This window comes from Streptomyces spinoverrucosus (assembly GCF_006539505.1).
GTDB lineage: Bacteria > Actinomycetota > Actinomycetes > Streptomycetales > Streptomycetaceae > Streptomyces > Streptomyces spinoverrucosus.
On record NZ_BJND01000019.1, the window covers coordinates 171533 to 194795 of the forward strand.

21 protein-coding genes are annotated in these 23263 nt (G+C 71.5%); 15 read left to right on the top strand and 6 right to left on the bottom strand.

Annotation, left to right across the window (positions count from 1 at the left end; all coding sequences use genetic code 11):
* Positions 1-7: 7 nt before the first annotated feature.
* A complete protein-coding gene (locus SSP24_RS14120; protein WP_141309862.1) occupies positions 8-1201 on the bottom strand; it encodes a glycosyltransferase in 1194 nt (397 codons plus the stop codon).
* Between the two features lie 39 nt (positions 1202-1240).
* Here SSP24_RS14120 and SSP24_RS14125 point away from each other — a divergent pair, with 39 nt between their 5' ends.
* Positions 1241-2026: a glutamate racemase gene (locus tag SSP24_RS14125; protein WP_141309863.1), complete on the top strand. Its 786-nt coding sequence runs from the start codon at positions 1241-1243 to the stop codon at positions 2024-2026.
* A 106-nt stretch (positions 2027-2132) separates the two neighbouring features.
* The gene (locus tag SSP24_RS14130; RefSeq protein ID WP_141309864.1) at positions 2133-2681 is read left to right on the top strand and encodes a hypothetical protein; all 549 of its coding nucleotides are present in this window, start codon (positions 2133-2135) and stop codon (positions 2679-2681) included.
* A 28-nt stretch (positions 2682-2709) separates the two neighbouring features.
* On the opposite strand, the gene SSP24_RS14135 is transcribed toward SSP24_RS14130, so the two are convergent.
* Positions 2710-3783, bottom strand: coding sequence for an O-antigen ligase family protein (locus SSP24_RS14135; RefSeq protein WP_229865373.1), 1074 nt, complete (start codon positions 3781-3783; stop codon positions 2710-2712).
* Between the two features lie 203 nt (positions 3784-3986).
* Between SSP24_RS14135 and lnt the strand changes: the two genes are divergently transcribed.
* From lnt to SSP24_RS14155, 4 genes are all read left to right on the top strand, one after another.
* Positions 3987-5600: an apolipoprotein N-acyltransferase gene (lnt, locus tag SSP24_RS14140; RefSeq protein WP_141309866.1), complete on the top strand. Its 1614-nt coding sequence runs from the start codon at positions 3987-3989 to the stop codon at positions 5598-5600.
* Between the two features lie 67 nt (positions 5601-5667).
* Positions 5668-6147: an NUDIX hydrolase gene (locus SSP24_RS14145; protein WP_141309867.1), complete on the top strand. Its 480-nt coding sequence runs from the start codon at positions 5668-5670 to the stop codon at positions 6145-6147.
* A gap of 55 nt (positions 6148-6202) precedes the next feature.
* On the top strand, positions 6203-7003 hold the full coding sequence (locus SSP24_RS14150; protein WP_141309868.1) for a 3-hydroxybutyrate dehydrogenase: 801 nt from the start codon (positions 6203-6205) through the stop codon (positions 7001-7003).
* Positions 7004-7079: 76 nt separating this feature from the next.
* Positions 7080-9026: a helix-turn-helix domain-containing protein gene (locus tag SSP24_RS14155; RefSeq protein ID WP_141309869.1), complete on the top strand. Its 1947-nt coding sequence runs from the start codon at positions 7080-7082 to the stop codon at positions 9024-9026.
* Positions 9027-9065: 39 nt separating this feature from the next.
* Here SSP24_RS14155 and SSP24_RS14160 read toward each other — a convergent pair whose 3' ends face one another.
* Positions 9066-10448: an MFS transporter gene (locus tag SSP24_RS14160; RefSeq protein WP_141309870.1), complete on the bottom strand. Its 1383-nt coding sequence runs from the start codon at positions 10446-10448 to the stop codon at positions 9066-9068.
* A gap of 628 nt (positions 10449-11076) precedes the next feature.
* Here SSP24_RS14160 and SSP24_RS14165 point away from each other — a divergent pair.
* Positions 11077-12594 (top strand): FGGY-family carbohydrate kinase, encoded by a 1518-nt coding sequence (locus tag SSP24_RS14165; protein ID WP_141309871.1) that lies wholly within the window; start codon positions 11077-11079, stop codon positions 12592-12594.
* Between the two features lie 58 nt (positions 12595-12652).
* Here SSP24_RS14165 and SSP24_RS14170 read toward each other — a convergent pair whose 3' ends face one another.
* Both SSP24_RS14170 and SSP24_RS14175 read right to left on the bottom strand, forming a co-directional pair.
* Entirely contained in the window at positions 12653-12895 is a 243-nt protein-coding gene (locus SSP24_RS14170; protein ID WP_229865380.1) for a PfkB family carbohydrate kinase, read from the bottom strand.
* A gap of 265 nt (positions 12896-13160) precedes the next feature.
* Positions 13161-13655 (bottom strand): PfkB family carbohydrate kinase, encoded by a 495-nt coding sequence (locus SSP24_RS14175; RefSeq protein ID WP_167529581.1) that lies wholly within the window; start codon positions 13653-13655, stop codon positions 13161-13163.
* A gap of 260 nt (positions 13656-13915) precedes the next feature.
* Between SSP24_RS14175 and SSP24_RS14180 the strand changes: the two genes are divergently transcribed.
* From SSP24_RS14180 to SSP24_RS14210, 7 genes are all read left to right on the top strand, one after another.
* Positions 13916-15268 (top strand): ABC transporter substrate-binding protein, encoded by a 1353-nt coding sequence (locus SSP24_RS14180; protein WP_141309874.1) that lies wholly within the window; start codon positions 13916-13918, stop codon positions 15266-15268.
* Positions 15269-15346: 78 nt separating this feature from the next.
* The gene (locus tag SSP24_RS14185; RefSeq protein ID WP_141309875.1) at positions 15347-16309 is read left to right on the top strand and encodes a carbohydrate ABC transporter permease; all 963 of its coding nucleotides are present in this window, start codon (positions 15347-15349) and stop codon (positions 16307-16309) included.
* Entirely contained in the window at positions 16306-17190 is an 885-nt protein-coding gene (locus SSP24_RS14190) for a carbohydrate ABC transporter permease (protein ID WP_141309876.1), read from the top strand. Before SSP24_RS14185 ends, SSP24_RS14190 begins: the two co-directional genes overlap by 4 nt.
* On the top strand, positions 17187-18194 hold the full coding sequence (locus tag SSP24_RS14195; protein ID WP_141309877.1) for a zinc-dependent alcohol dehydrogenase family protein: 1008 nt from the start codon (positions 17187-17189) through the stop codon (positions 18192-18194). The genes SSP24_RS14190 and SSP24_RS14195 overlap by 4 nt, the downstream gene beginning before the upstream one ends.
* 26 nt (positions 18195-18220) lie before the next feature.
* Positions 18221-19255 (top strand): zinc-dependent alcohol dehydrogenase, encoded by a 1035-nt coding sequence (locus SSP24_RS14200; RefSeq protein WP_141309878.1) that lies wholly within the window; start codon positions 18221-18223, stop codon positions 19253-19255.
* A gap of 167 nt (positions 19256-19422) precedes the next feature.
* Positions 19423-20232 (top strand): DeoR/GlpR family DNA-binding transcription regulator, encoded by an 810-nt coding sequence (locus SSP24_RS14205; protein WP_229865382.1) that lies wholly within the window; start codon positions 19423-19425, stop codon positions 20230-20232.
* Positions 20229-20966 carry an HAD family hydrolase gene (locus SSP24_RS14210; RefSeq protein WP_141309880.1) on the top strand — a complete coding sequence of 246 codons (738 nt, stop codon included), beginning with the start codon at positions 20229-20231 and terminating at the stop codon, positions 20964-20966. The genes SSP24_RS14205 and SSP24_RS14210 overlap by 4 nt, the downstream gene beginning before the upstream one ends.
* Positions 20967-21126: 160 nt before the next feature.
* Here SSP24_RS14210 and SSP24_RS14215 read toward each other — a convergent pair whose 3' ends face one another.
* A complete protein-coding gene (locus SSP24_RS14215) occupies positions 21127-22008 on the bottom strand; it encodes a helix-turn-helix domain-containing protein (protein ID WP_141309881.1) in 882 nt (293 codons plus the stop codon).
* 172 nt (positions 22009-22180) lie between these two features.
* On the opposite strand from SSP24_RS14215, the gene SSP24_RS14220 reads away from it, so the two are divergent.
* Positions 22181-23197, top strand: a complete 1017-nt coding sequence (locus tag SSP24_RS14220) for a zinc-dependent alcohol dehydrogenase family protein (RefSeq protein WP_141309882.1) — start codon at positions 22181-22183, stop codon at positions 23195-23197.
* The last annotated feature ends 66 nt before the right edge of the window (positions 23198-23263 follow it).

A 23263-nucleotide genomic window follows, 5' to 3' on the forward strand; every position in this document is an offset into this window, starting at 1 on the left:
GCAGGACTCACCCCTCGTCGGGGACGGTGTCCGGACGCGTGTAGGTGCGGCCCTTCCAGGCCGCACCGCGTCCCCTGTAGTGCTGCACGGCGGAATCGACCGTCATCAGGAGGTACAGAGACGCGGTGAACGGCAGCAGGGGAGCCAGCCACAGCGGCTGCTCGTAGTAGCGGAGCATGGGCAGGTACGTTCCCGTCATCACCAGCCATGCCAGGGCGCCCAGCGCCGCCGTCGGCGTACTCCCCAGGGCCAGGCCCACGACGAGCGTCACGGGCGGCACCAGATATACGACCGCAAGCCCGGCGACCGTCCCGGCCAGCAGGAGCGGGTTGTGCCGCAGCTGGGCGTATGCGTTGCGCGAGACCATGCGCCACAGGTCGTGCAGCCGGGGGTAGGGGCGCACGCTGTCCACCCGCTCGGCGAGCCCCAGCCAGAGGAGCCCGCCGCTGCCTCGGACGGCCCGGGCGACGGCCACGTCGTCGATGACCGCGTGCCGGATGGCGTCGGGGATCCCCGCCCGCTCGGCGGCCTCGGTGCGCAGCAGTACACAGCCGCCCGCCGCGGCGGCGGTCCGCGCTCCCTTCCGGCCGATCCGGCGGAACGGGTACAGCTGTGCGAAGAAGTAGACGAAGGCCGGAACGACGAGCCGCTCCCACAGGCTCTCGACGCGCAGCCGCGCCATCTGCGAGACAAGGTCGTAGCCGCCCGTGCGTGCTGCCGCCACCAGCTCGCGCAGACTGTCCGGCCCGTGCGCGATGTCGGCGTCCGTCAGCAGCAGGTACTCGGGGGCACGCGCGCGTGCGAGGCCGATGCCGTGCCGCACCGCCCAGAGCTTGCCGGTCCAGCCCGCGGGCGGCTCGCCGGGCGAGTCCACGGTCAGCGGCAGCCCGCCGTACCGACGCGACAGCTCGCGCGCCAGCTCTCCGGTGCCGTCCGTGCTGCCGTCGTCCACCAGGAAGACCTCAGCCCGCCCCGGATAGTCCTGCGTGAGCAGGGACGGCAGGCTGACCGGCAGCACGGCGGCCTCATCGCGCGCGGGGACGACGACACCCACGGTCGGCCAGACGTCGGGTTCCGTCCGGGGCGGCAACCGAACATCCGTACGCCAGAAGAAGCCCTGACAGAGCAGCAGCCACAGCCAGGCGGCGAGGGATCCGGCGGCGATCCACAGGAAGGCGCTCACCCGCGCAGTCTGCCCCACCGGACCGGCCGCAAGAGGCCCATCGTCTATCGTGGCCGGGTGAAGATCGCGCTCATGGACTCCGGAATCGGTCTGCTGGCAGCCACCGCAGCGGTACGGCGCCTCCGCCCCGACGCCGATCTCGTACTCTCCCTCGACCCCGACGGCATGCCCTGGGGGCCGCGCACGCCCGAGGACCTCACCGAGCGCGCCCTGGCCGTCGCCGAGGCGGCCGCCGCGCACCGGCCCGACGCGCTCATCGTCGGCTGCAACACCGCGACCGTGCACGCCCTGACCGCCCTGCGCGCCCGCCTGGAACCCGCGCTGCCGGTCATCGGCACGGTCCCGGCGATCAAGCCGGCCGCGGCCGGCGGCGGCCCCGTCGCGATCTGGGCCACACCCGCCACGACCGGCAGCCCCTACCAGCGCGGACTCATCGAGAACTTCGCCGAGGGCGTGAAGGTCACCGAGGTGCCGTGCTGGGGACTCGCGGAAGCGGTCGAACGCGCTGACGAGACGGCCATCGACGCCGCCGTAGCGGCGGCCGCCGAGCTGACCCCCGACGACGTCACGACCGTCGTCCTGGGCTGCACCCACTACGAACTCGTCGCCGAACGCATCCGCGCCGCCGTGCAGCGCCCCGGCCTGCCCCCGCTCGTCCTGCACGGCTCCGCCGGGGCGGTGGCCGCCCAGACGCTGCGCCGGATCGGCGCGCGTCCCGGGCCCGGGGCCACGCCCCTCGGCAGCGTGACAGTGCTGCTCAGCGGCCGCGAGGGAGCGCTGCCCGCGGCCGCCCTGACATACGAGGAAGGCCGCCTGCTCACGGCCGCCACCCCCGTCCGGTGACCGCCGGTCACTGATCGGAATCCCTCGGTCCGCACCGAGCCCTGCCCGCTGGTCACTGTGTGCAACACCGCTACCCCCTCAGCGAAACCTGAGTAGTCTCAATGGCATGAGGGACCACCCCCACGGCGAGCACACCCCGCCTCCCGACGTCTGGACCGGCCGGGCCACCAACCGGGTCCAGTGGCTGCTGGCGCTCGTCGGCGCCGCCTGCCTCGCGCTCGGCATCGAGCTGGCCGTGGCCTCAGCGTGGACCGAGGACGGCCTCGCACCGCTCGTGATGTCCGTCGTCGGCTGCATCGCCGCAGGACTGCTGGTCCTGTTCGGCACCCTCGCCTTCGTGCACGTCGCCCTGCGGGTGGACAAGGAGTGCCTTGAGGTGCGCTGCGGGCACATCGGTGTGCCGCGCCGCCGTATCCCGCTGTCGCAGGTCGTCGGCGCGGAGTTCGTCCCGCACGTCACGCCGCGCCACTGGGGCGGCTGGGGCTACCGCTGGCGGCCCGAGAAGGGCACCGCGGTCGTCGTACGGCGTGGCGAGGGTGTGGAGCTGCGGCTGTGGGACGGTCACACGTTCACGATCACCGTGGACAACGCGGAGACGGCCGTACGGATCATCAAGGAGCGGCTGCGGCCGACCACGCCCGGGGCGGTGCACTGAGGTCGCGGGGAGCGGCTCGCCCAGGTCACTACACCTGCCGGTCTCCCGGTACGACGCTCTCCTGATGCGTCGGCTCACCCGCCAGCGGACGTGCCGTGGCCAGCCCCGCGAGCAGCCCGGCGCCCACCGACACCGCCGTGAAGCTGAGCGCGTTGCCGACCGCGGCGATGGCCGCGAGCGCCGTCAGTGCCGCGCCTGCGCTGAGCGCGACCGGTGTGGGCCGCGCGGTGCGCCACAGGGCGTACAGCACCCAGCAGAAGGCCGCCGCCAGCAGCGCCACCCCGATGGCTCCCTGTTCGGCCGCCTGCTGCAGCAGCGCGGAGTGGGGCTTGCCGTCGGACAGCGGGGATGCGACCGAGGTCGCGCTGAGTTCACCGAAGCGCCCCGGGCCCACCCCCAGGGCGGGGTCCTGGCGGGCCAGCGCCAGCGCGTCCTGCCACAGCTCCACCCGGTGCCCGGTCAGCGGACCCTCCAGGGAGGCGGCGAGCCCCTCGGGCAGTGCGCTGCTCGCGACCGCCCAGGTCAGGCCGGTCACCACCGCCGTCACCGCGGCCAGCGCGGCGAGGCCGACCCCTCGGTGGCCCACGCGGCCGGCCGCCAGTGAGCACAGCAGCACCGCGGCACTGGCGACGACCCCGGTGGTGGTGCCGAGCACGGCCGCCGTCGCCACGATCCCGGCCGCCAGTACCCACAGGGCCGGCCGCAGCGCCGGTACGGCCGTGGACCAGGCGGCGCAGCACGCGGCGCCGGTGGACAGCGCGAGCAGGGCGGCGGTGGCGCCGGCGTGGCCCAGTGGCACGCCGGGCTGCGGCCCGGGGGCGAGGTGCGGGACGCCGATCGTCAGTACGATTCCGGCCAGCGCCCCGGTCAAGGGCGCGGCGACCGGTGCGAGCGCCCCGCAGATGCGGCCCGCGGCGTAACCGGCGGCCACGGCCAGCACCGCCAGCAGCACACCTTCCGGGCGCCCGCCGTGCGCGGCCGCCGTGATCAGCGACCACAGGGCACAGGCGCCGAGCACGATCACCCCCGCCGCGTCGGAGGCGCTCCGTCTTCCGCCGTCGGCCTCCGCGCCGGCCGCCGGCGTCACTCCCGTGGACCCCACCCGTCCCCCCGCAACCGGCCGTTTCCCGACCTGTGAGGGCCCGGCCGTCCCGCCGTGCGACCTGGGCTCGGGCACACGGTAACGGCTTGTGGGTGATTTGTGGATTAGTGGCGACGACTTGTGCAGAAACGATGTGGCATGGGCGCGAGGGGGCGTCCGGACCATGCTGTCGGCCTCCGAGTGGGCCGCCGTACACTCCCGGAGTGACCGTCACCGCAACCTCCGTGGACGAGTCGGACGTCGTACGACCGCGACCCGCGACCGAGTCGCGCGCCGCGCGGTGGCTGCGCCGCCTCGTTCCGGCCGCCGCCGCAGCCCTCTCCGGAGTGCTCCTCTACGTCAGCTTCCCGCCACGCACCCTGTGGTGGCTGGCCCTGCCCGCCTTCGCCGTCTTCGGCTGGGTGCTGCGCGGCCGGACCTGGAAGGCGGCCCTCGGCCTCGGCTACCTCTTCGGCCTCGGCTTCCTGCTGCCGCTGCTGGTGTGGACCGGCGTGGAGGTCGGTGCGGGACCCTGGCTCGCCCTGGTGGCGATCGAGGCGATCTTCGTCGCCCTGGTGGGTGTGGGTGTCGCCGCGGTGTCGAGGCTGCCGGGCTGGCCCGTGTGGGCGGCCGCGGTGTGGATCGCCGGTGAGGCGGCACGCGCGCGTGTGCCGTTCAACGGCTTCCCCTGGGGCAAGATCGCCTTCGGGCAGGCGGACGGTGTCTTTCTGCCGCTGGCCGCGGTGGGCGGCACCCCGGTCCTCGGCTTCGCGGTCGTCCTGTGCGGCTTCGGCCTGTACGACGTCGTACGCCTGGGCCTGAAAGCCCGCCGTACGCGCGCGGTACGGCGGGGAGCGGCGGCCGTGGCGCTGCTCAGCGTGGCCGTGCCGGTGCTGGGTGCCCTGGCCGCGCGCCCCCTGGTGAGCGACCGGGCCGAGGACGGCACCACCACCGTCGCCGTCATCCAGGGCAACGTCCCGCGCGCGGGCCTCGACTTCAACTCCCAGCGGCGGGCCGTACTCGACTACCACGCGCGCGAGACGGAGCGTCTGGCCGCCGAAGTCGCGGCGGGCAAGGTGGCCAAGCCGGACTTCGTGCTCTGGCCGGAGAACTCCTCCGACATCGACCCCTTCGCCAACCCCGACGCCTACGCGGTCATCGACAGTGCGGCCAAGGCGATCGGTGTGCCCATCTCGGTCGGCGGTGTTGTCGAGCGCGACGGCAAGCTCCTCAACGAGCAGATCCTGTGGGACCCGCAGAAGGGGCCCGTCGACACCTACGACAAGCGGCAGATCCAGCCGTTCGGCGAGTACCTGCCGCTGCGTCCGCTGCTCGACATGATCAACAGGAGCTGGACGTCGATGGTCCGCCAGGACTTCAGCCGGGGCAGCGAGCCGGGCGTGTTCGACATGGACGGCGCCAGGGTCGGCCTGGTCACCTGCTACGAGGCGGCGTTCGACTGGACCGTGCGTTCCGAGGTCACCGACGGCGCGCAGATGATCTCGGTGCCGAGCAACAACGCGACCTTCGACCGCAGCGAGATGACCTACCAGCAGCTCGCCATGTCCCGCGTCCGCGCCGTCGAGCACAGCCGTACCGTCGCGGTACCGGTGACCAGCGGCGTCAGCGCCATCATCCTGCCGGACGGGACGATCACCCAGCGGACCGGCATGTTCGTCGCCGACTCGCTGGTCCAGGAGGTGCCGCTGCGCTCCTCCCTGACGCCCGCCACCCGGCTCGGCATCCTGCCGGAGATCGCCCTGGTGCTGGTCGCGGCGGGCGGCATCGGCTGGGTGATCGCCGCGGCCGCGCGCGGGCGGCGCGCGGGTGACCTGTAGCGGTACGCCCGCCGTACGCCCCCGGAACTGGTCCGGGACCGCGGAATCCGCCCGTTAGGGTCGCCCCATGGCTACTCCTGACTTCATTCGCACCCTGCGGGCGTCCGCCGGTCATCAGCTGCTCTGGCTCCCCGGAGTCACCGCGGTCGTCTTCGACGACGACGGCAGGGTGCTGCTGAACCGCCGCTCCGACACCGGCCGGTGGTCGCTGATCGGCGGCATCCCGGATCCCGGGGAGCAGCCCGCCGCCTGCGCGGTGCGGGAGGTCCACGAGGAGACCGCGGTGCGCTGCGTGCCCGAGCGGGTGGTGATGGTCCAGGCGCTGAAGCCCGTCACGTACGGCAACGGCGACATCTGCCAGTACATGGACATCACGTTCCGATGCCGGGCCGTCGGCGGCGAGGCACGGGTGAACGACGACGAGTCGCTGGACGTCGCCTGGTTCGACGTCGACGCGCTGCCGGAGCTGGGCGAGTTCGGGCTACTGCGGATCAAGCAGTCCCTGTCGGACGCACCCACATGGTTCGACCCCACGACTTTCGAATGAAGTATGGGGGCTGACCACATGGGGCGGAAAGCCTCGGCTGCCTAGGGTCAACCGCATGACCGCGTCCCGTGCCCTCCCCGGCCCCCACGCCTCCACGCTCGACCTCGGCGGCCGCACGGCCCTCGTCACCGGCGCCGCCGGCGGTATCGGCCGCGCCTGTGTCCTGCGGCTCGCGGCCGCCGGCGCCAAGGTTAGAGCGGTCGACCGGGACGACGCCGGCCTTCAGGCGCTCACCGAGCAGTCGGCGGGCCTGCCGGGCAGCGTCGAACCGCATGTCCTCGACCTCACCGATCTGGACGCCGCCGAGGCCGCGGCCGCCGGCACGGACGTGCTGGTGAACAATGCCGGTCTGCAACTCGTCCGGCCCATCGAGGAGTTCCCGCCCGACGTCTTCCACACCGTGCTCACCGTGATGCTGGAGGCGCCGTTCCGCCTCATCCGCGGCGCGCTGCCGCACATGTACGGGCAGGGCTGGGGCCGCATCGTGAACATCTCCTCCGTGCACGGCCTGCGCGCCTCGGCCTACAAGGCGGCGTACGTGGCCGCCAAGCACGGCCTGGAGGGGCTGTCCAAGACCGCCGCCCTGGAAGGCGCGTCCCACGGCGTCACCTCGAACTGCGTGAACCCCGCCTATGTGCGCACGCCCCTGGTCGAGAAGCAGCTCGCCGACCAGGCCCGGGCGCACGGCATCCCCGAGGAGCGCGTCCTGTCGGAGGTCATGCTGCAGGACAGCGCCGTCAAGCGGCTCATCGAACCCGAGGAGGTCGCCGAGGCCGTGGCCTATCTCTGCAGCCCGCAGGCGTCCTTCATGACCGGCACGTCGCTCGTACTCGACGGCGGCTGGTCCGCGCACTAGTTCGATCGGGGCTCGGGGTCCCCGGAGTTTTCCACAGGGCTGACGGGGCGGCCCGGCGATGAGGAATCCTGTGACCATGTCCCGCGATCACGTGCCGTCCGCCGAGCGCCCCACCGGCGACCCCGAAGCGACCTCGTACGGAGCCGAGGCGCCGTTCCTGGAGCTGTTGGCCCGTGGCGCGTCCGCCGACGCCTACGAGCAGCCCGTGCTGCTCGCCCGCGCCCAGGACCGGCCGGCCGAGTGGGTCGCGGCCCTCGAACACGCCAAGCTGCTCGCGCTGCGCGTCCGGTCGGAGCTGGAGGGGCGCCGCCGCCGGGAGGCCGAGCTGTCGGCACTCTTCGAGACCGCCCACGACCTGGCCGGACTGCGCGACCTGGACGCCGTGCTCCAGGCGATCGTGCAGCGCGCCCGGTCGCTGCTCGGCACCGACGTCGCCTACCTCAGCCTGAACGACCCGGACCGCGGCGACACCTATATGCGGGTGACGGAGGGCTCGGTCGCGGCCCGCTTCCAGCAGCTGCGGCTCGGCATGGGCGAGGGCCTCGGCGGCCTGGTCGCGCAGACCGCCCGGCCGTACGTCACCGACGACTACTTCCGCGACGACCGCTTCCAGCACACCGCCACCATCGACGCGGGCGTGCGGGACGAGGGCCTGGTCGCCATCCTCGGCGTGCCGCTGATGCTCGGGCACCATGTGATCGGCGTGCTCTTCGCGGCGGACCGGCGCGCGCGGGTCTTCGAGCGGGAGCAGATCGCGCTGCTCGGCTCCTTCGCCGCCCTGGCCGCCGCGGCCATCGACACCGCCAACCTGCTCACCGAGACCCGCTCGGCCCTCGCCGGCCTGGAGCGCGCCAACGAGATCATCCGGGACCGCAGCGCCGTCATCGAACGCGCCTCCGACGTGCACGACCGGCTCGCCGAACTGGTGCTGCGCGGCGGCGGGGTGCACGACGTGGCCGCCGCCGTCTCCGAGGTTCTCGACGGCACGGTCGAGTTCACCGACGTCACCGCCGCACCGGCCCAGGCCCTGGAGGCCTTCCGCACCGAAGGGCACGCGGTCCGGCACGAGGACGACTGGATCGCCGCCGTCGCCGCGGGCGGAGAACTGTTCGGCGCGCTCGTGCTGCGCGGCCATCCCGGCCTCGACCCCGTCGACCAGCGCACCCTGGAGCGCGCCGCGATGGTCACCTCACTGCTGCTGCTCGCCCGGCGCTCCGCCGCCGAGGCGGAACAGCGTGTCCGGGGCGAACTCCTGGACGACCTGCTCGACGCCCGCGACCGCGACCCGCGCCTGCTGCGCGAACGCGCCTCCCGGCTGCACGCCGACCTCGACGCCACCCATGTCGTCCTCGCCGCCCGCCTCGACGGCCCCGCGGCCGACGCCGACCAGGAGGCGGACGCCCGCCGCCGCCTGTGGTCCGCCGCGTCCCACCTCGCCGCCACCCGGCACGGCCTGGCCGCCGCCCGTGACGGCGGCACGGTCCTGCTGCTGCCCCTCGACGCCGGGCACACGGCGACGGACCTGGCCCGCCGCACCGCACGGCAGCTGGGCACCGCCGTCCACGAAGCCGTCACGGTCGGCGCGTCCGCACCGGTCGAGGACCTCACCGCCCGCCCTGACGCCGTCGCCGGCGCCTACGAGGAAGGACGGCGCTGCCTCGACGCCCTGCGCCTGCTGGGCCGTACGGGCGACGGGGCCGCCGCCGAGGACTTCGGCTTCCTGGGCCTGCTGCTGGCGGGCGACCGGGACATCGGCGGTTTCGTCGACCGGACGATCGGCCAGGTGGTGGCGTACGACGAACGCCGTGGCACCGAGCTGCTGCGCACGCTCGACGCGTACTTCGCCTGCGGGATGAGCCCGGCCCGCACCAAGGACGCACTCCACGTCCACGTCAACACCGTCGCCCAGCGCCTGGAGCGCGTCGGTCGGCTCCTGGGCGACGACTGGCAGACCCCGTCCCGCGCGCTGGAGATCCAACTGGCCCTGCGGCTGCACCGCCTGGCGACTCCGATACGCAAGTGACCCCCGCACGCACGGGCGTACGGGGGTCGGGGCCGGGCATCAGACGGTGTGCGCGTCCGCGGCCCGGGACGCCGACGGCTCGGCGTCGGAGGGCTCGATGTCGGCCAGATCCCGGTTGCGGGTCTCCTTGGCCGCCGCCACGGCGACGATAGTGAGGAGCGCCGCGGCGATCACGTACAGGGCGATCGGCGTGGAGCTGCCGTAGTCGGACAGCAGGGCGGTGGCGATCAGCGGGGCCGGCGCGCCCGCGGCGACGGAGGCGAACTGGGCGCCGATGGAGGCGCCGGAGTAGCGCATCCGGGTCGCGAACATCTCGGAGAAGAAGGCGGCCTGCGGCGCGTACATCGCCCCGTGCAGCACCAGGCCCACGGTCACGGCGAGGAGCAGGTTGCCGAAGCCGCCGGTGTCGATGAGCGCGAAGAACGGGAACATCCACAGGCCGACGCCGACCGCGCCGATCAGATAGACGGGACGGCGGCCGATCCGGTCGGACAGCGCGCCCCACAGCGGGATGACCGCGAAGTGCACGGCCGACGCGATGAGCACCGCGTTGAGGGCGGTCTGCTTGGAGACGCCGGCGGAGGTGGTGGCGTAGACGAGGATGAAGGCGGTGATGACGTAGTAGCTGATGTTCTCGGCCATCCGGGCGCCCATCGCCACGAGGACGTCCCGCCAGTGGTGCCGCAGCACCGCGACCAGCGGCATCTTCTCGGCCTGTGCCGTGCGGTCGGCCTTGCGGGCCTCGGCCTGGGCGAGCGCCTGCTGGAAGACGGGGGATTCGTCGACGGAGAGCCGGATCCACAGTCCGACGATCACCAGCACACCGGAGAGCAGGAACGGAATGCGCCAGCCCCAGCCGGTGAAGGCGGCCTCGGACAGGACGGCGGTGAGGAAGGACAGCACGCCGGTCGCGAGGAGTTGCCCCGCGGGCGCCCCGGTCTGCGGCCACGACGCCCAGAAGCCACGGCGTCGCGCGTCGCCGTGCTCCGACACCAGTAGGACGGCACCGCCCCACTCACCACCGAGCGCGAAGCCCTGTACGAGCCGCAGCACGGTCAGCAGCACGGGCGCCGCGCTGCCGATCGTCGCGTGCGTGGGCAGCAGCCCGATCGCGAAGGTCGCGCCACCCATCAGCAACAGGCTCAGCACCAGCAGCTTCTTCCGCCCGAGCCGGTCGCCGTAGTGCCCGAAGACCAGCGCACCGAGCGGCCGGGCCGCGAAGCCCACGGCGTACGTCAGGAACGACAGCAGCGTGCCGACGAGCGGGTCGGAATCCGGGAAGAACAACTGGTTGAACACCAGCGCGGCCGCCGAGCCGTAGAGGAAGAAGTCGTACCACTCGATGGTGGTGCCGATGAGGCTGGCGGCGACGATGCGCTTGAGGCTGGCGGGGGGTGGGGGAGCGGTCGCGGGGGAGGACATCGGTACCACTTCCAAGCGGTTGGCGGGGACGTATGCGTGCCGCCATACCGTAGGAATCCGCAGGTCAGTGGCACATGTGGTGGGGCACCATAGTTCTGCGCGCGGAGGTGCGTGCGGCCACCATGAGGGCGCCGCCGGAGCCGCCGCGAGAGCCTCAATCGAGCCCGCGAGCGTGCCGCCCGAGTTGCACTATTCGAGCACGATTTGGGAGGTGGGATGCTGACTCCCGTGCTGACTTGGTGCTGGCTACGCTGCGTCTGCTGGTGGTACACCGTCTACGTGGCTCTGACCAGCGCAAATCGGCACTCCGGTACGCGCCGGCACCGGTCAGGGCGCGCCGACCGGCTCCGTGGGACGATCGGCCCACTGGATCGTGGCTTCGGCATGCGAGGAGACCGCAGTGTGCGTTCTGGTCTTTGTTGATCGACGCATCCCTGCCGGTACGTCGAGGTCCTGGCAGAGGTGTGCGGCCCGCGCTTCGGACGGGGGCGCGGCGTTGACTGATCGGGAACCGAGGGGCTCCGGCGCGACCGCAGCGCCGCGTTCCGCGCGGCTCGTCGCCGACTTCGCGGCCGTCGGCCGGTGCGCTGCGGCGGTCAAAGCCCGCGGCTTGGGGTGGGTGTGAGTTGTGGCGCGTGAACTGGTGCTCGGTGTCGACGCGGGACACACCGTGACCAAGGCCGTGCTGTTCGACGCCACCGGCCGAGCGGTGGCGCGGGGCAGCGGCACACTGCCGCTGAAGACCCCTCGGCCTCACTGGGTCGAGCGGGACATGGACGAGGTGTGGCGGACGGCGCACCAGGCCATCGCCGCCTGTCTCGCCGAGGCCGGTCCGGACGCGGGGCGGGCTGTCGCCGCGGTGGGGGTGGCCGGGCACGGCGACGGACTGTATGCCGTCGACGAGCTCGGCCGGCCGGTGCGCGCTGCGATCGTGGCGATGGACACACGCGCCGAACCAATGCTGGAGGAGTGGCGGGGCACTCCGGTCTGGTCCCGTGCCTTGGATTTGTCGGGCACGGTGCCCTTCGCGGGTTCCCCGGCCGCCCTGCTGGCCTGGCTCGCCCACCATGAACCAGGGGTGCTTCAGCGGGCGCGTTGGCTGTTGTCCTGCAAGGACTGGCTGCGCCTGAGGCTGACGGGTGTGGCGGCCACCGATCCCACGGACGCCAGTGCCTCGTTCACCGACATGCGGCGCGGCGGATACTCGCCGGAGCTGCTGGACCTGTACGGCCTCGGCGCGCTCGCCGACCTGCTGCCGCCCGTGCTGCCCTGCGACGCGGTGAGCGGAACCGTCACCCGTGAAGCCGCGGCGCTCACCGGGCTCACCGCCGGCACGCCCGTTGTCACGGGCGCCCACGACGTCGACGCCGCCGCGCTCGGGGTCGGCGGCACGACGCCGGGCGAACTGTCCCTGATCGCTGGGTCCTTCAGCATCAACCAGGTGATCAGCGAGCGCCCGGTCGTCGATCCGCGCTGGCAGGTCCGGCACTTCGTCCGCCCGGGCCAGTGGATGACCATGTCCACCTCGCCCGCGTCGGTGGCGAACCTGGAGTGGTTCCTGCGGGTCACCGGCGCACCGACCGACCAGCGGTACGGCGTCCACGAGGCGATCGGCCGAGAGGTCGAGGCATGCCTGGACGGTCCGTCGGAGGTGCTGTTCCACCCGTTCGTCTACGGCTCCCCGCACCCGCAGCCCGCGTCCGGGACGTTCCTCGGCCTGCGCGGCTGGCACGGCCGCGGCCACCTGCTGCGGGCCCTGATGGAAGGCGTGGTCCTCAACCACCGCTGGCACGTCGACGCGCTCTGCTCGAAGCTGCCGATCGCCGGGGCGGCGGCCCGGCTGACCGGCGGCGCCGCACACAGCGCCGTATGGAGCCAGATGTTCGCCGACGCCCTACGGCGGCCGGTCGTGGTGACCGACGTGCAGGAGAGTGCTGCCCGGGGAGCGGCCCTGCTCGCCGCCACCGCCGTCGGACTGCTCGACGACGTGACGGACCCGCGCGCCACCCCCGACGTACTCAGGCGCCACGAACCCCGCCCCGACCGGGTCGCCGTACTCGACGAGGCGTATGCGGTGTACCGGGAGGCGCTGGAGGCTCTCCGACCGGTCTGGGCTCGCCTGGACGCGCCCAAGACTCCGGAGTGAGTGCCGGACGAGCCGGCGACATGAGTGATCGTCAGGCACTCAGGCACGGCCGGTGCCGCTACACGGGGATCGGCTCGTCGTCGTGGTGGTACGGCGGCTGGGCGCCCGCGCGGGTGCAGGTGTCGGCGGCGATCTCCACGGCGTAGGACAGCAGCCGGGCGAGGTCGCCGACCCCGAGAGCGGCGACGCCTTCGCGGCTGAGCCGGCCGACGTGGTGCAGGTGGGCGAGTACCCCGGCGGTGAAGGCGTCGCCCGCTCCCACCGTGTCGACGACCTCGACCACCGGAGCGGGCACATGCACATCGGCGTCGCGACCGGCGGCCCAGGCGCCCCGGGAGCCGAACGTGATCAGGACGAGTCCCGCCCGGACGCGAGCCGGCGTTCGGCCACCGCCTCGTACGGCTCATGCGGGTGGAGCCGGGCCAGGTCCTCGTCGCTCGCCTTCACCGCGTCGGCGAACGCGACCTACTCGGCGAACCGCCGGAGACAGGCGGCGCGGTCGGTGACCAGGCCCGGCCGCACGTTCGGGTCGAGGGATACCAGCCGCCGGCCCGCCTCCCGGCGCGTCAGTCCGTCGAGCGTGGAGGCCAGGGTTTCGAGCAGCAGATCCAGCGACCCGAGGTGCAGAGCCGTCCCCGCGGGCAGCGCGCCGCCGTCCGGGAAAGAGCAGCGAGGAGTTCGGGGCGCAGGCCGCGGTCGGCGGTGCCGTTCGCGTAGAAGAAGTAGGCGGCCGACCCGTCCTCGCGCAGCTGCACGGCGGCGAGAGTGGTGGGGTCGGACGCGGGCAGCGCATGGGTGAGCCGGGTGCCGGATGCCGCGAGGTGCGCGCGCAGGAGATCGCCGAAGTGGTCGTCGGAGATGCGCGCGAGCAGTGCCGTGGGGACTCGGAGTCGGCCGAGACCGGCGGCGACGTTGAGGCAGGAGCCGCCCGGGCGCGGCTGGAAGGCCGCGGCACCATCCGCCGTGCGGGCGGGGGTGAGGTCCACCAGCGCGTCTCCGGCGACGACGACGGCAGGCTGGTCTGCGGGTTCCTGATCAGCGGGTTCCGGTCCGGCGCTCATGTGGGTTCCTCGTGGACGGCGGCGGCAAGGTCGAGGGCTGGGCTGGGCTGTTCGGTGGACACCCGTAGCCCCCCAGAGGCCGCTTGACGATAAGTCGGCAGAGATTTTCTCGCAAGATGTGTTAACAACGGCGCAGTCTCCTGCTAATAATTCGGCCATCGAAACGCGCCCGACTCCCCAAGGACGCATCCACACCCCTGCTCGACCCGCCGCGCCTCAGTCGAGGTCCGGGCGAACCAGCACGAGAGGCCCCCCGTCACATGGCATCGACCAGATACGCCCTCATAGCCGGCGCCGCCGCCACCGCCCTGCTCGCCACCGCCTGTTCCGGAGCCGGAGCGGGCGGGTCCTCGGGCGGAGGGAAGAGCATCAACGTCCTGATGGTCGGCAACCCGCAGATGGAGGACATTGCGAAGCTCACCAAGGACAACTTCACCAAGGACACCGGGATCAAGGTCAACTTCACGATCCTTCCCGAGAACGAGCTGCGCGACAAAGTCACCCAGGACATCGCCACCCAGGCCGGCCAGTACGACGTCGCCACCATCGGCGCCTACGAGGTGCCCATCTGGGAGAAGAACGGCTGGCTGCACGACTTGGGCTCGTACGCCGACAAGGACAAGAGCTTCGACAAGGCCGATCTGCTCAAGCCGATGGTCCAGTCGCTCACCGGCTCGGACGGCAAGCTCTACGCCCTGCCGTTCTACGGCGAGTCCTCGATGCTCATGTACAACAAGGACGTCATGAAGGCGAAGGGCATCACGGTGCCCGAACGGCCGACCTGGCAGCAGATCGCCGACATCGCGGCCGAGGTCGACGGCGCCGAGCCCGGCATGAAGGGCATCTGCCTGCGCGGTCTGGCCGGCTGGGGCGAGCTGGGTGCTCCGCTGACGTCCATGGTCAATACCTTCGGCGGCACCTGGTTCACCAAGGACTGGAAGGCGCAGGTCAACAGCGGCGGCTTCAAGGAGGCCACGAAGTTCTACGTCGACCTGGTCCGCGAGCACGGTGAGGCCGGCGCCCCGCAGGCCGGGTTCACCGAGTGCCTGAACGCGCTGAGCCAGAAGAAGGTCGCGATGTGGTACGACGCGACCAGCGCGGCCGGGTCGCTGGAGGACCCCGCCTCCAGCAAGATCGCCGGCAACGTCGGCTACGCCTACGCACCGACCGTCAAGACGGACAGCAGCGGCTGGCTGTGGGCCTGGTCGTGGGCCATGCCGAAGACCACGAAGAACGCGGACGCCGCATCGCAGTTCATGCTGTGGGCCTCCAGCAAGAAGTACGAGAACCTCGTCGGCGAGAAGCTCGGCTGGGCGCGTGTCCCGGCCGGCAAGCGGGCCAGCACGTACGAGATCCCGGAGTACAAGAAGGCCGCCGCCTCCTTCGGTGACATGACCCTGAAGTCCATCGAGGGCGCCGACCCGGCCAACCCGGGCGTCCAGCCCCGGCCGACCGTGGGCATCCAGTACGTGGCCATCCCCGAGTTCCAGGACCTGGGCACCAAGGTGACCCAGGAGATCTCCGCCGCCATCGCCGGCAAGACCAGCGTGGACAAGGCGCTCGACGACGGCCAGAAGCTGGCCGAGGAAGTCGCCAAGAACTACCAGAAGTGACCTTCAGCGCCCGGCCGGCCCGTGAGTCGGCCGGCGCCGCTTCCCCGACCCCGGCCTTCACCGGCAGAGGAACCATTCATGACCACGCTCACCGCACCCCCCAAGACAGCACCCCCACCCTTCCGTACCCGGAAGTCCTCGGGCGCGGCCGCCAAGTGGAAGCGCCGTATCCCGCTGCTGCCCGCGCTGATTTTCACCATCGTCGTCACGCAGTTGCCCTTCGTGGCCACGTTGATCATCTCCACCTTCCAGTGGAACATCCTCAGGCCGGGCGACCGGCACTTCGTCGGTCTGTCCAACTTCTCGTTCGTCTTCACCGACGAGCGGCTGCGCACGGCCGTGCTCAACACGGTCGTGCTCACCGCGTCTGTGGTGATCATCAGTGTGATCCTCGGACTCGGTCTGGCGATGCTCCTCGACCGCCGTTTCGCCGGCCGCGGGCTGGCGCGCACGCTGCTCATCGCACCGTTCCTGGTCATGCCGGTCGCGGCGGCGCTGCTGTGGAAGCACGCCATCTACAACCCCGACTACGGACTGCTCAACGGCACCCTCAACGCCGTATACAGGTTCTTCGGAGCGGACAACGGCCCCACGGTCGACTGGATCTCCTCCTACCCGATGCCCGCCGTCGTGGTGTCGCTGGTCTGGCAGTGGACCCCGTTCATGATGCTGATCCTCCTGGCCGGCCTGCAGGCGCAGCCCGGTGACGTCCTGGAGGCGGCCCGCATGGACGGCGCCTCCGCGCTGCAGACCTTCCGCCACATCACGCTGCCGCACCTGCGCCAGTACATCGAGCTGGGCGTCCTGCTCGGCACGATCTACGTCGTGCAGACCTTCGACGCGGTCTTCACCATCACCCAGGGCGGCCCCGGCTCCCAGACCACCAACCTGCCCTACGAGATCTACCTGACCATGTTCCGCAAGTACGAGTACGGCGAGGCAGCCGCCGCCGGTGTCGTCGTCGTCCTCGGCGCGTTCGTCATCGCGACCTTCGCGCTGCGCACCATCGCGTCGCTGTTCCGCGAGGAGGTTTCCCGATGACCCATGCAGCAGTCGCCGCGCCCGGGGCGAGGTTCAAGAAGCTGCTTCGCCGTAAGGACGACCATGGCGGTGCGCCCAAGCTGTCGCCGCTGTGGACGTTCGTCGCCTGGCTCGCGACGCTGGCGTTCTTCGCGCCCGTGGCCTGGATGGTGCTCACCTCCTTCCACCAGGAGGCGGACGCGGCGACCAACCCGCCGACCCCGTTCGCGCCGCTCACCTTCGACCAGTACGAGCTGCTGTTCAGCCGGGACATCACCCCGTTCCTTCTCAACTCGGTCATGGCCAGTGTTCTTTCGACGCTGCTGGTGCTCGCCCTGGCGGTGCCGGCGGCCTACGCGCTGTCCATCAAGCCGGTCGAGAAGTGGACCGACGTGATGTTCTTCTTCCTGTCCACCAAGTTCCTCCCCGCCATCGCCGCCCTCCTGCCGGTGTACCTGATCGTCAAGGACGCCGGGATGCTGGACAACGTGTGGACGCTGGTCGTCCTCTACACCGCCATGAACCTGCCGATCGCGGTGTGGATGATGCGTTCCTTCCTCGCCGAGGTCCCCAAGGAGATCCTGGAGGCGGCCGAGGTCGACGGCGCGGGCCTGCTCACCGTGCTGTGGCGGGTGGTCGCGCCGGTCGCCATGCCCGGACTCGCCGCCACCTCGCTGATCTGCTTCATCTTCAGCTGGAACGAGTTCATGTTCGCCGTGAACCTCACCGCGACGCAGGCATCCACCGCGCCGGTCTTCCTGGTCGGCTTCATCACCAACGAGGGCCTGTTCCTGGCCCGGTTGTGCGCGGCGGCCACCCTGGTCTCGCTGCCCGTCCTCATCGCCGGTTTCGCCGCCCAGGACAAGCTCGTCCGCGGCCTCTCTCTGGGAGCGGTGAAGTGAGGGCGGCCGTCATCACCCAGCCCGGCAGCGTCGAACTCGCCACTGTCGAGGACCCCGCTCCCGGCCCCCGCGAGGTCGTCGTCGAGGTCGCGGCCACCGGGCTGTGCGGCACAGATCTGCACATCCTCCAGGGGGAGTTCGCCCCGCAGCTGCCCATCACCCCCGGCCACGAGTTCGCCGGGGAGGTCGTGGCCCTCGGTAGCGAGGTCACCGAACTCGCGCTCGGCGACCAGGTCGCCGTGGACCCGTCGCTGTACTGCTTCGAGTGCCACTACTGCCGCCTCGGCCACAACAACCTCTGCGAACGCTGGGCTGCCATCGGCGTCACCCACCCGGGCGCCGCCGCCGAGTACGCCGTGGCGCCCGTCGCCAACTGCGTACGACTGCCCGACCACGTGGACGCCCAGGACGCGGCGCTGATCGAGCCGCTGTCCTGCGCGGTGCGCGGCTACGACGTCCTGCGTAGCCGCCTCGCCTCCCGCGTGCTCGTCTACGGCGCCGGAACCATGGGCCTGATGATGCTCCAGCTCGCCAAGGCCACCGGCGCGGCGAGCGTCGACGTCGTCGACATCAACGCCGAACGCCTGGCCACGGCACGGCAGTTGGGCTGCTCCGCCGGTGCCGCGTCCGCCGACGAGCTCGACCGGCCGCCCTACGGATGGGATCTGGTCGTCGACGCCACCGGCAACGCGAAAGCCATTCAGGACGCCCTCGGCCGGGTGGGCAAAGGGGGCACGTACCTGCAGTTCGGGGTCGCCGACTACGCCGCCCGGGCCACCATCGCGCCGTACAGGATCTACAACCAGGAGATCACGATCACCGGCTCCATGGCCGTCCTGCACAGCTTCGAACGCGCCGCGGACCTCTTCGCCACCGGTGTCATCGACCCGCGCGTCTTCATCAGTGACCGCTTTCCCCTGGCGGCGTTCCCGGACGCAGTCGCCCGCTTCCAGGCAGGCATCGGGCGCAAGATCCAGATCCAGCCCGGCCTCGCCACCGCGTGAACGCCCGAACCGAACGGAATCCCCACATGACCGAGCAGATCCGCCGCGTTCTCGTCCGCTCCCTCGACGACATCACCCTCGAGGAGGTGCCCGCCCCCGTACCCGGAGACGACGAACTCCTGGTACGCACCACCGTCGTCGGCGTGTGCGGCTCCGACACCCATGCGGCGGCCGGCCACCACCCCTTCATCGACCTGCCCTACCGCCCCGGCCACGAGGCGGTCGGTGTCGTCGCCGCGGCAGGGAAGGGAGCCGAGGACTTCGCGCCCGGAGACCGGGTGATCATCGAGCCCAACCTGTACTGCGGCCGGTGCCCCCAGTGCCGCTCCGGCCGCTACAACATCTGCCGGGAGTTGAAGGTGTTCGGCTGCCAGACGCCCGGCGCCATGGCCGACCTGTTCACCATCCCGGCCGACCGCGTCCACCGCGTTCCCGACGGCATGACCGACATCGAGGCCGCCCTCGTCGAGCCCCTGGCCACCCCGGTGCACGCCGTGGCGAAGGCAGGTGACCTCACCGGACGCACGGTCGTCGTGCTCGGCGCCGGGCCCATCGGTCTGCTCGTCCTCGCCGCCGCCCGGCACGCCGGCGCCGCGAGGATCGCCGTCACCGACCTGCTGCCGGACAAGAGGGACCGCGCCCTGCGTCTCGGAGCCGACACGGCCCTGCCCGCCGACGCCACCGACCTCGCCGACCAGGCCCACGCGGCGCTCGGTGGACCGGCCGACGTGGTCTTCGACTGCGTGGCACGCGAACAGTCCATCGCCCAGGCCACCGACCTGGTCACCAAGGGCGGCACGATCATCGTCGTCGGCGTCGGCGCCGCAGGGACCACCCCCGTCCGCCTCGACCTGATCCAGGACCGGGAGATCCGCATCGAGGGCACCCTGATGTACACCGGCGACGACTACCGCACCGCGATGTCCCTGATCTCGTCCGGCGCCATCGACACCGCCGAGATCGTCACCGCCACCTACCCGTTGGAGGACGCCGCCAAGGCGTTCGCCGCTTCCGTCGACCCAGAGCAGGTCAAGGTGCTGGTCACGGTGGACCGACCGTAGCCCACGGCCGCGCAGGCAGGGACGCCGACATGGACGCGGACACGCACGTCGTACGCAGCAGCCGCCGCCGCACGGGCGGCCCGAGGCCCGCGAGCCGGACAGGCCCCGACCCGCACCGGCCCGTGTGGGAAACTGCGAGACCGGAGCAACCGGGAAGGAGGGGCGCCGTGACCGCCCGTACGCGACTGTCCCAGGCGGCCGTCGAGGAGCGGCGCCAGGCCGTGCTGCGGTACGTCGCCGAACACGGCGAGACCCGCATCGACGACCTCGCCCGGCACTTCGACGTCAGTCTGATGACGATGCACCGGGACCTGGACGACCTCACCGGGCGACATCTGCTGCGCAAGGAGCGCGGGCGGGCCGTCGCGTTCCCCGCCCTCACCATGGAGACGGCCACCCGCTTCCGCGAGAACAGCGCCCTCGCGGCCAAGAACGCCATCTGCGCGGCCGTCGCCGGCCGGATCAGGCCGGGCAGCACCGTGCTCATGGAGGACTCGACCACACTGTTCCCCCTGGTCCCGGCGCTGGCCGAGGTGGATCAGCTACACGTCGTCACCAACTCGGTCGGCCTCGCACAGCGCCTCGGATCCGCCGCCCCCGCGGTGAACGTCACCCTGCTGGGCGGCCACTACCGGGGCGACTTCAACTCCTGCACCGGCTCCACCGTCACCCGCGCCCTGTCCCAAATCCGGGCCGACCTCGTCCTGATGTCCGCCACCGCCGTCCTGGAAGGACGCCTCTTCCACCCCCTGAACGACTACGTCGAGGTGAAGCTGGCCATGCTCGCCTCCGCCGAACAGGCGCTGCTCCTGGTGGACCACTCGAAGTTCGGCAAGACCGCCACGTACGCGTACGGCACCGTTGCCGACTACCACACAGTCATCACCGACACCGCCACCCCCGACGCGGAACTCGCGGCCATACGCGACCTCGGAGTCCCCGTCGAGACGGTCGAACCCGAAGAGCCTTCCCTGTGACCCGCACCCTGTTCGAAACCCCGAGCGCCTACCGCCCCAGCGACGCCGAGACGGCCGCGCCGGTGCCCCCGGTCAAGGCCGTCCTGTTCGACTTCAGCAACACGCTCTTCCAGATGATCGACCTGGAGACGTGGCTGCGGCGGGTCGGCTCCGCCGCCGGCCGCCTCGCCGTGCTGGACGAGCCCGGCGCAGTGGCCGAAATCTCCGACCAGTTGCGCGCCGCCTTCCGGCTGCCCTCCGTCGCATCCCTCCAGGAAGGCCGTGATCTCTCTTCCGCACAGCACCGCCGCGCCATGTGGGGATGGTGGGAGCAGGTGGACTTCCTGCGCGGCGCGGAGGAGGCGGCCTACCGGGAGCTCACCGCTCCGGACGCCTGGGTTCCCTATCCCGACACCGCACCGGTCCTGCGTGCCCTGCACCAGCGCGGACTGCGCGTCGGCATCGTCAGTGACTTCGCCTGGGACCTGCGCACCCACCTCGCCCACCACGGGCTGGACGCCTTGATCGACACCTGCGTCATCTCCTACGAGCAGGGCCGCGAAAAGCCCGACCCGCAGCTGTTTCTCAAAGCCTGCGCCGATCTCGGCGCGGACCCCCGCGCCACCCTCATGGTCGGCGACAACCCGGTCCGCGACGGCGGCGCGGCCGCCTGCGGTCTGCGCACGTACATCCTGCCGGCGGAACACCGCACGGGAGAGCGCGGCCTGATGGACGTGCAGCGGCTCGTGATCTGAGGGTGGAGCCGTCTCCTTAAGGCGTGCCAGGAACCTGCCTGTCGCGCGGGGCCGGGCTTCGGGTAGCCGCGTGGTCGCGGGATGTCAGCGCTCACAGGACAGCACCGTCAGCGTTCGGAATAACTCTTCCAGCCGCCTTCATGGCGGCGGCCCGGCGCGGTCAGCTGACGGGGGAGGAGGCCGGCAGGTGCTGGTCGGCGGCCCAGGAGGCCAGGATGCGCAGCCGTTCGTGGGTGGGGGAGCCGGGCGCGGCGGTCCAGACGGTGAGGTGCTGGTCGGGGTCGGTGTTGGCGGTGAGAGTGTCCCAGTCCAGGACGAGTTCGCCGACGACTGGATGGTTGAGGGTCTTCGTGCCCACGGTGCGGGCGGCGACCTTGTGGTCGCCCCACCACTTGGCGAACTGCTTGTCACGCGTGGACAGTTCACCGACCAGCTCGATCAGACGGGGGTCCTCGGGATACTTCGCCGCCTCCATCCGCACCTGCGCGACGGCGATCTGTGCCGAGCCTTCCCAGTCCGCGTACAGGCTGCGCATCGCCGGATCGGTGAAGATGAGCCGTGGGTAGTTGCGGTGCTTCTCCGGAATACGGGAGAAGTCGGTGACCAGGGCGGCGGCCAGCGCGTTCCAGGCAAGAATGTCCCCGCGCCGGCCCTGCACGATGGCCGGAGTGGCGGTGAGGTCGTCCAGGACCCGCTGCAACTGTGGCTGGACCTTCTGTCGGCCGCGGCGCCGGGTGCGGGTGGTGGTCTTTCCCGCGAGCTGGAAGAGGTAGCCCCGCTCGTCGTCGTCCAGATGGAGGACCCGGGCGAGAACGTCCAGCACGGGCGCCGATGCCTGCATACGGCCTTGTTCCAGGCGGGTGTAGTAGTCGGTGCTGATGCTGGCGAGCTGGGCGACCTCCTCGCGGCGCAGCCCCTCCACCCGGCGGGGCCTGTCGGTCTCGGGCAGTCCGACCGTGCGTGGGCTCAGCTCGGCGCGGCGCTTCTTGAGGAATTCTCCCAGCTCATTGAGGGGAACGTTGGCGGTCATGCTTCCCAGCATGACATCGATCGCACCTGCGCAAGGGGGGAGAATTTCCTCCCCGGATGTGTCCCTCCCGGGATAGTTCCCTCCGCTTTTCGCGCCTGCCCTCGCGTGTGAGGCTCGACCGTGAGCAGTCGCATTCCTCACCACGGCTGCGGTCCACAGACCCCCGCACTGAAGGAAGCACCCCATGCGCGGAGCAGTCATCCACGCCCCCGGCGACGTGCGCTTCGAGAACCTCGACGACCCGAAGGTCATGGAGCCGACCGACGCGGTGATCCGTACGGTCGCCACCTGTGTGTGTGGCTCGGACCTGTGGCCGTATCGCGGTCTCGAGCCGGTCGGCGACCCGCACCCGATGGGGCACGAGTACGTCGGCATCGTCGAGGAGGTGGGCAGCGAGGTCGCCAACGTCAGGCCGGGCCAGTTCGTGGTCGGTTCCTTCGCCACCTCGGACAACACCTGCGTGAACTGCCTGAACGGCTGGCAGTCCTCCTGTCTGAACCGCGAGTTCATGAGTACCTGCCAGGCCGACTACGTGCGCATCCCCAACGCCCACGGCACCCTGGTCGCCACGGACGAGCACCCGGACGCCGAGATGGTGCCCAGCCTGCTCGCCGTGTCCGATGTGATGGGCACCGGCTGGTACGCCGCCCTCGCCGCCGAGGTGAAGCCCGGCTCGACGGCCGTAGTGGTCGGTGACGGTGCGGTCGGCCTGTGCGGTGTCATCGCCGCTAAGGAACTGGGTGCGGAGCGGATCATCGCCATGTCCCGGCACGCGTCCCGCCAGAAGCTCGCCCTGGAGTTCGGCGCCACCGACATCGTGGCCGAGCGCGGCGACGAAGGCATCGCCCGCGTCAAGGACCTCACCGGCGGCATCGGCGCCGACAGCGTGCTGGAGTGCGTCGGCACCGCGGATTCGATGCGGCAGGCCCTGCACTCCGCCCGCCCCGGCGGCAACGTCGGCTTCGTCGGCGTCCCGCACGAGGTGGCCATCGACGGCGAGGAACTGTTCTTCTCCCACGTCGGCCTGCGCGGCGGCCCCGCCCCCGTACGCCGCTACCTGCCCGACCTGATCGACCGCGTGCTGACCGGCCGCATCAACCCGGGCAAGGTCTTCGACCTCAGCCTGCCCCTGGACCAGGTCGCCGAGGGTTACCGGGCGATGGACGAGCGCCGCGCCGTCAAGGCCCTGCTCAAGCCCTGAGCGCAGACGCGTCCACACCCGGGGCCGCACCGAGGAGGTGCGGCCACAGGACCGGCAACCACTCCC

Bases quoted from the DNA above. Each gene is read 5' to 3' on its own strand.
- SSP24_RS14175 (WP_167529581.1), bottom strand. From the start codon at position 13,655: ATGAGCGCCGGACCGGAACCCGCTGATCAGGAACCCGCAGACCAGCCT.
- SSP24_RS14150 (WP_141309868.1), top strand. From the start codon at position 6,203: ATGACCGCGTCCCGTGCCCTCCCCGGCCCCCACGCCTCCACGCTCGAC.
- SSP24_RS14190 (WP_141309876.1), top strand. From the start codon at position 16,306: ATGACCCATGCAGCAGTCGCCGCGCCCGGGGCGAGGTTCAAGAAGCTG.
- SSP24_RS14130 (WP_141309864.1), top strand. From the start codon at position 2,133: ATGAGGGACCACCCCCACGGCGAGCACACCCCGCCTCCCGACGTCTGG.
- SSP24_RS14180 (WP_141309874.1), top strand. From the start codon at position 13,916: ATGGCATCGACCAGATACGCCCTCATAGCCGGCGCCGCCGCCACCGCC.
- SSP24_RS14160 (WP_141309870.1), bottom strand. From the start codon at position 10,448: ATGTCCTCCCCCGCGACCGCTCCCCCACCCCCCGCCAGCCTCAAGCGC.
- SSP24_RS14215 (WP_141309881.1), bottom strand. From the start codon at position 22,008: ATGCTGGGAAGCATGACCGCCAACGTTCCCCTCAATGAGCTGGGAGAA.
- SSP24_RS14200 (WP_141309878.1), top strand. From the start codon at position 18,221: ATGACCGAGCAGATCCGCCGCGTTCTCGTCCGCTCCCTCGACGACATC.
- SSP24_RS14155 (WP_141309869.1), top strand. From the start codon at position 7,080: ATGTCCCGCGATCACGTGCCGTCCGCCGAGCGCCCCACCGGCGACCCC.
- SSP24_RS14185 (WP_141309875.1), top strand. From the start codon at position 15,347: ATGACCACGCTCACCGCACCCCCCAAGACAGCACCCCCACCCTTCCGT.
- SSP24_RS14145 (WP_141309867.1), top strand. From the start codon at position 5,668: ATGGCTACTCCTGACTTCATTCGCACCCTGCGGGCGTCCGCCGGTCAT.
- SSP24_RS14220 (WP_141309882.1), top strand. From the start codon at position 22,181: ATGCGCGGAGCAGTCATCCACGCCCCCGGCGACGTGCGCTTCGAGAAC.